5 protein-coding genes are annotated in these 7,383 nt (G+C 66.4%); all 5 read right to left on the bottom strand.

Translation table 11 applies throughout. The features are described 5' to 3' along the window. Nucleotides 1-1,403 (bottom strand): WD40 repeat domain-containing serine/threonine protein kinase (locus CC117_RS04040; RefSeq protein ID WP_071082422.1); only part of this gene is annotated, 1,403 nt, incomplete at its 3' end. A gap of 78 nt (nucleotides 1,404-1,481) precedes the next feature. Next, entirely contained in the window at nucleotides 1,482-2,171 is a 690-nt protein-coding gene (locus CC117_RS34125) for an RNA polymerase sigma factor (protein ID WP_241829822.1), read from the bottom strand. A 483-nt stretch (nucleotides 2,172-2,654) separates the two neighbouring features. Beyond that, nucleotides 2,655-5,744: a type I restriction endonuclease subunit R gene (locus CC117_RS04050; protein ID WP_071082423.1), complete on the bottom strand. Its 3,090-nt coding sequence runs from the start codon at nucleotides 5,742-5,744 to the stop codon at nucleotides 2,655-2,657. 3 nt (nucleotides 5,745-5,747) lie between these two features. Beyond that, the gene (locus CC117_RS04055) at nucleotides 5,748-6,950 is read right to left on the bottom strand and encodes a restriction endonuclease subunit S (RefSeq protein ID WP_071082424.1); all 1,203 of its coding nucleotides are present in this window, start codon (nucleotides 6,948-6,950) and stop codon (nucleotides 5,748-5,750) included. Then, entirely contained in the window at nucleotides 6,943-7,332 is a 390-nt protein-coding gene (locus tag CC117_RS04060) for an N-6 DNA methylase (RefSeq protein WP_084131501.1), read from the bottom strand. Before CC117_RS04060 ends, CC117_RS04055 begins: the two co-directional genes overlap by 8 nt. Nucleotides 7,333-7,383: the final 51 nt, after the last annotated feature.

The raw sequence follows: 7,383 nt of genomic DNA on the forward strand, positions 1-7,383 counted from the left end.
CCGAGGGGGAGTGGGTTGGACCGGTCGCGCACGTTCCACAGTCGTACCGTGCCGTCCCGGCCACCGCTGGCCAAGATGTTGCCGTCGTGGGAGAACGCCACCGAGATGACTCCGCCGCGGTGGCCGRTGAGGTGCTTGCCGAGCAGGTGGGGTTTGGCTCGGTTGGTCACGTCCCACAGCCGCACCGTGGTGTCTCTGCTGGCGCTGGCGAGTACGTGACCATCCGGTGAGTACGCGACCGAGGTCACCCAGTCGGTGTGGCCTTTTATGGGCCGGCCCAGTGCCCCGTCACAGGCCGCGGCGGAGGCGAAAACGGTGCCGCCGACGGCGAGAACGAGTAGCACCACGGCGGTGGCGAGGCGGTGGCGCGGCGGCGTGGCCGGCCGGAGGCGCGACCGTGCGCGACGCCTGTGGCTGCCGGCGTTTCTCCCCGCCGGCCTGTCCTGCACGCTGCCGCCTGCCGGCTGCGGAAGTGACCCGCTGCCGGTAGGCGGCGGTGCTGGCCGTCGGGTGGACGCGGCTGGGGGTTCGGCGGCGGCGCGGACATCGTCGTTGAGCCGTGGCGATATGCCCGACGAGGCAATCCAGCCCGGGCCGTAGGCGCTGGCGGCCGCGCGGGCGAGGTCGATCGCGAACGCGTGCGCGGATGGCGGCCGGTCTTCCGGAACCTCGGCGAGTGCGCGCAGGATTACCTTCGCGACCGACTCGGGCACCCCGGCCGGCGGCGGGATGTCGTGCGAGGAGTTGCGCCACGGCATCTGCGTAGGCGTGGTCGGATCGAGCGGTGCTGCGCCGGCCAGCAGCAGGTACAGCATCACCCCCAGCGCATACAGATCGGTGGCCGGTYCCAACCGACCCCTCATGATCTGCTCGGGGGCCATGAACAAAGGAGTCCCGATCACCGCACTCGCGGTGGCCGCCTCCCGGTCCAACAGTTTCGCGATCCCGAAATCGACGACCTTCAACAGGCCGGCGGAGTCGAACAAAATGTTGTCGGGCTTGATGTCACGATGCAGGACACCCGAGGAGTGCGCACAGGACAGGGCTGCGGCCACTGTCAGGCCGACGGCACATGCTCCCTGCGGGCTCATGTTCGTCTGGCGGCGGGTCAGGGTGCCCCCGCTTAGCATTTCCATGACGATCAGACGAAGATTGTCGGTCTCCACATAGTCATGCACCCGAACGATGTGTGGATGATCCAGACCGGCGAGGATCACCGCCTCGGCGGCGAAACCGGCAGCCATCCCGTCATGTCCCCCGGCGGCCAGCACCTTGATCGCGACCTCACGCTGCAGGCTGCGGTGTCGGCCAGCCAGTACCAGCCCGAACGCGCCCGCCCCGATCTGGCCACCCARCTCATATCCAGTGAGAGCCGCGGCGACCTGCGCGCGGTCGATGATCACGAGGTGGGCCCGACCTGCCGCCAAGGTCTACTGCCGTTTGCCGCGAATCCATCCATGTGCCCCGACACGTGCGTGATCCTAACGACGGCTCCCCACGTCCTGACACCAGGGCCACCGGCCGTCGAAGATCGATACCGGGCGGGCCGCCGGCTCGAGATGGATACGATGTTCGTCATCTGAGAGCCGGGCCGTGAGTCGTCGCAGGCGAACATCCGAACGGTGACGGTTACGGACCGCGTTGCCCGCGATCGCGTACAGCCACGGCAGAGTCTCGCTGGAGTCCATCGGCCGGCTTTCCCGCGACCGCCACACCATCAGGAACGTCTCTGACACCACGTCCCACGCGGCAGCGTCATCCGACAGACGACGCTGCGCGAACCGCGAGCTGGGGAATTCGGACCCTTCTATTAGTAGCGGGCCCGAAGGGCTACGCGTGGTGGCCGAGCTGCTCGGCCACGAGCAGCCGCCACGCTGTCGCCTGGACGTCCCCTCGGCCCAGCGGCGCGCAAGGCCCACTTCGTCGACATCGAAGTTGAAGTTCAGCCAGGTGCGCACCATGCGGCCCAGTACGGCGAGCGCGTCGTCCGGGAGGCTGTCGACCGCGTGGTAGGCAACACCGGGGAACTCGCGGGTGTCGATGTCGCCCGTCGCCGGATCGTTGCCGCTCCGCACCGCCCCGGCGTACCAAGACGTGAGCCGCCACAGCGCGGCTCGGACCTCATCGCCCTCGGGCTCGGGCGTGACCTCGCTTCGTTCGAGCCCGGCCACCCAGGCGGCTGTCGGACCGTGCCACTGTTGCTCGTCTTCGGTGCTGGCGAAACGCAGGCCGCATGTGGTCGAACCGGGCTCGCCGGCCCAGGCGACAAGCGAGACGAGCTGAAGTAGCCTCTGGCGATCATCTATTCCCCATGGCTATCACCGCACGCGACTGCCCGCCGCCGCTTCGCGCGAGGTGTGCGACCACCTGCCAGATTCGGGTGAGACATCCGCCGGGTGCGGGCCGTGATCGGATCATGCTGCGCCCGCAGCCTACGCGGGACGCGACCGCGGCGATCACGGTGGAACCATGTAACTCGCGGATAGGTGGTTCGTGGGTGAGCGACCCCGCGTGCGCGAGGAGGACGGCCCGCGACGTGCAGGTGATGCCGGACGAACTGGCGTCCCCGTGCACGGGGGTCTTCCCCGCCCGGCTGCCTCCCACCGGCGCCACAGCTACAGTAGTCGTCCCTGCGTACGCGCGTCACCAGCCCGTCAGTAGTTCTTCTTCACGTAGTCGTAGGTCTTGTCGAAGAGCACGCCAGTGGCTGGCAGGCTGAAGTTCTTGAGTGTGGAGCGGATGGCCTTGCGTACCTCCCGGTCGCCGCGGTCGGAGCTGGTCCAGCCGGTGTAGGAGACTTCAAGGACGATCTGGTCGATCCGGAAGACGATGTCGGGCACGATCTTGTGTAGCCCGGCGGGGGTGTTCTGCTCGACGATCTGTGTGAGYGCCCCGATCTTCGGGTCGTAGAGACGCTCGTTTTCGGCGAGCGTGCCTTCCTCGGCCGCGCGGTCGGCAGCGACGACGTCGTGGGCGACCTGGAGCGCGTCCTCTAGGAACTGCAGCGACTCCTCGACCGAGGAGATGGTGCGCTGCCGCAGCTTCTCGATCCGCTCGGCCAGGCTCTTGTACGCTGCGGAGTCGGTGTCCTGGCCGAGCCGGCGCTTGAGTCGGGCCTCGATGGAGTCGAGGATCTCCTCCACGATCTGCCCGGGAGCTTTCGGGTCGGGCACGGGCAGCGGTACCTGGAGCGACTGGGCGATCTTCTTGATCAGCGCGATCCCGGCCGCGTCCAGGGTGACGTTCCGAGAAGCCAGCGGCTTCACCGAGATGTCACCCATATGGGCGTGGATCAGCGCCTCGGTCTTCGCACCGAGCTTGGCCCACAGCAGTCCCTTGTCGAGCCCCTTGGGCTGGATCGACGCATACAGCTTCGCCAGCCACAGATACGTGCCCTGGAACGGCGCCAGCATCGGGTTGGGGTCGAGGAACTCCCAGATCCGCTGCACCGCAGTGAACGTCTCCACGAACGTGGTCCGCGCCTCGCTGCCGGCCGGGATCCGCTCATGCGCCTCGGCCAACGCGGTAAACGACGCATCAAACGTGTCGATCCCGTCGAAGAGCGAGGTGAGCACGGTCATGTCGGTCATGAACCGCCCGACCAGGCTGGCCACGTCGTGCACGGTCGGCTTCTCGGGCTCAGTCCCGTCCTTCGCCTTGGGGCCGAGCAACGCGTCACCGATGGCCTTGGCCAGTCCGATGTAGTCGACGACCCGGCCGTACTCCTTGCGTTGTCCGGTCAGCGGGTTCTTCCACGGCCGGTTGGGCCGGGTGATGGTCTGGAACAGGTTGGCCGCCTTGAGCGGCTTGTCGAGGTAGAGCACGCCCTCGATCGGCGCGTTGAACCCGGTCATCCACTTCGCGGTGACGACCACGAACGAGAGCGGGTCGTCCACCTTCTTGAAGCGCCGCTTGAGCCCCTCCTCGGCCTCGTCGGAGAGCAGATACTTCTTGTACGCCGACGGGGTGCTCTTGGAGTTGTCCACATGCATCACCACGCCGACCTCACGCGCGACACTGGACCCGTCCGGCAGCGTCATCGCCGCGGCGCGACGTTCCAGTTCGGCCTGGATCGCGGTCGCGTACGCCACCACCAGCTCCTGGTTGTACGCCACGACCTGCGCCTTCTGCCCGAGCGGAGCCACGTAGGTGAGGTAGTGGCCGACGATGTCAGCGCAGACCGAGGCAACCCGCTCGGGGTTCTTCAGGATGGTGGCGATATGGCTGGCCTTGCCGGAGAGGAACTCCTTGGCCTCGTCGTCGAGCCCTTCGTCGTCGGCGAGCTCCTCGAACGCCTCGTCGAGCTGCTCCTTGCTCAGCTCGAACTTCACCGCCCGGCCTTCGACGACGACGGGCTTGGTGAACCCGTCGGCGATCGAGCGCTCCATCGTGTACCGCGACAGCACCAGGTCGGGGTCCTCGGGGTTACCGAAGAGCTTGAACGTGTCCCGCTCACCGGCCTTGACCGCGGTGCCGGTCATCCCGAAGAACGTCGCGTTCGGCACCGCCTCCCGCCACGCGTCACCGAGCTTGCCCTCCTGGGAACGGTGGGCCTCGTCGACAAGCACGATGATGTCGGACCGGGCGGTGAGGAGACCGGCCTCGGCGAACTTGTGCGGCGTGGTCACCACCACCCGCGGCCCGCGCTTCTTCAGCACGGTCCACAGTGACTGCTTGGTCTTCGGCACCTCAAGGGTCGGCATCCCGGCGGTACGGAACATCTCCGCGGTCTGCCGCACCAGGTCCTTACGGTCCGCGATCACAATCACCGTCGGCGCCCCGACCCGCTCATCGCGCAACAGCCGCGAGGCGGTGAACGCCATCAGTTCGGTCTTGCCCGACCCCTGGTGATGCCACACCAGCCCGCCGCCACCCCGCTCGTTCCTGGAACCGGCGAGCACCTTGTCATGGATCGCGACCGCGGCCTCGACCTGCGGATAGCGAGGCAGGAACTTCACATCCTGCTCCGAGGCATCCCGGGCATGCCGGTACATCGCGAAGTCCCGCAGGATCGCCAGCACCATCCCCGGCGTCAGCAGCGTCCGGGCATCACGTTCTACCCGCGCCGGCCCGGACAGGTTCGGGTCACCACCGGTCTCACCCCACGGCGCCCAGAACTCGCTCTCCGGATCCGGTTCGGCGCGCACCGGCGCCATCCGCAACTCAAGTCCCTCGGTCGCCACGCTGAACACGTTCGGCGCGAAGAACTGCGGATACTCCACCTCGTAGACGTCGTAGAGGTCCTTCGCCGCGTTGAACCACGACACCGTCTGCTTCACCGGCGTCTTCGTCTCCACCACCACGAGCGGGAACCCGTTGACGTAGTAGACGACGTCGAACCGCCGCGTCTCGTGCCCGCCCTTGATCGTCACTTCATCGGCCACGACGAGCCGGTTGGCCTCCGGGTCGTCGAAGTCGATGAACCGCCGCGGTACGTGCTTCCCAGCCACCGTCACGAACGGCTGCTGCCCCCGCAGGATCACCGTCAGCGCCTCGTTGGCGGCGACGAGGCCGTTGGTGGCGTCCAGCATCGCCCGGTTGACCTCGGCAATCACCATGCCAGTCGACTCTTCGTCGTCGACCAGGTCCGAGTTGTGCCGGAGCAGCGCCTCGCGCACCCACGACTCGACCACGACCTCATGCTCATCACGCGGCAGATCCCCGCCGGGTACGTGCTCCCACCCGGCGTCCTGAGCCCACTCCAGCAGCGCCGCTTGGATCGTCGAAGCCTCGCTCCAGCCCATGGACTACGCGACCTCCGCCAAGAACCGGTCGTATGACTTCGAGATACTTATGGCGCCAGTGATCAACTCTGACACGAGTGCCGACCGAACTGCTCGAAGCGCAGTGGCCTCGGAGACCAGCGCTCGGATCGAGGAGAGGACCGTCATCGAGGCATCGGCCAACTCCGGATGGTTTGTGATGTCGGCGACCGGGAGCCGGCTCAGGATCTGAGTGTTCAGGTTGAGCATTGTGCTTCCAACGGCGTGCTCGACAAGCCACTCCGAAGTCTGCTTCCCGGCGAGTGCCTCCGAGAGACGTTCTGTCGAGATCCCCTCGGCGGCTCGAAACCTCAAGCACCCGGTGCCGCAGAGCCAGCCTTCCTGCTTATCGGTCACGAGGGCGCGCTTGGTCAGGTTTCCGCGCCGGGGGAAGACGATGTCCCCCGCGCGCAGGCGGTGACGTGCAAGTCGTACCGCAACGTCTTCGGGGACCCGCTTGATCTCGGTGGTGACGATTTCGCCGTCCACCAAGTCTTGAGGCATCACAACAGGAATACCTGTTGGATCATCGGTGTACTCGTTCGCATGCAGTTGCGAGCCGAATGGTCCGATCTGAATTYCCCCGCTGGTCGCCATTTCCGAAAGAGGGATCTTGTCCCCCGTGGCGCCAAGTTTCRCACGCAGCGTTGCGAGTACCGTACGTGCCTCAACTAGCTCAAGCGTGATGAAGGCCACAAGGTCATCGCTGGCTTTCGCTAGATCGACGATCCGGCGCTGCTCGGCCAGCGGTGGCAGCGGGATGCGGATGGTCAGGAAGTCTGCTGGCTTCACCCGCTCTCRCCGACCGCCCATGCCGGTGGAGAGGCCTTGGAGACGCTCCCAGAGCGCGGTGGTCGTGGTGTGGAGGGCGAAGTATTCGGRCAGGAGATCCGGGCCGCAGGTGAAGGTGGGGAACTCCTGGGACGCGAATGACCTCGGCGCATCATCCGGGACGACCGTGATCGCGCCTTCGAACGCCTTCAGGCGGCTGTAGACCACCTGCCGTGGCAGGATGACGTTGAGATTCTTGTAGGCGGTGTCCGAGCCGGGCATCGGCTCCCGGCGCAGCAGGCCGCGTCCGCGGTTGAGCACGCCGACGATGTCGTAGGTTGCGTCGGGCTCGACCTCGACTGTCCCCAGGTCCAGCGACATCACGTCGCCGAGAGTGACCTCCGGCCAGTCACTCACCGACAACTCCCAACGCGGTGAGGTCGACACCAGCAGCAGCGAGCCGCTCGAACATGGCAGCCTCGGCAGCATTGCGGTGCTGACGGGCGTCGGCGTACGCGATCAGGGCAGTATCCAGGTCGACGGTCTCGCTGGCCGTCTTGGTGATGTAGCGGCTAATGTTGAGGTCGAAGTCATTGGCCTTGATTTCGTCGAAGTCAGCGATGTGGGCGTACACGCCGAAGTCGGGACCGCCGTCGGGGTCGDGGTCAGTGCGGTACGCCTCGATGAGAGCCTTGATGTCGTCGTGCGACATCAAGTTCTGGTGCTTGCCCTTGGCGAACCGTTCGGAGCCGTCGATGAAGACTGAGGTGGGCCCCGTTCTTCGGACAGTGATCCCTATGAGGGATAATTGATCCGTGAACGGAGGAGATCAATGAGTCAGTCACGCAGG

This window comes from Parafrankia colletiae (assembly GCF_001854655.1).
Taxonomy (GTDB): Bacteria; Actinomycetota; Actinomycetes; order Frankiales; family Frankiaceae; genus Parafrankia; species Parafrankia colletiae.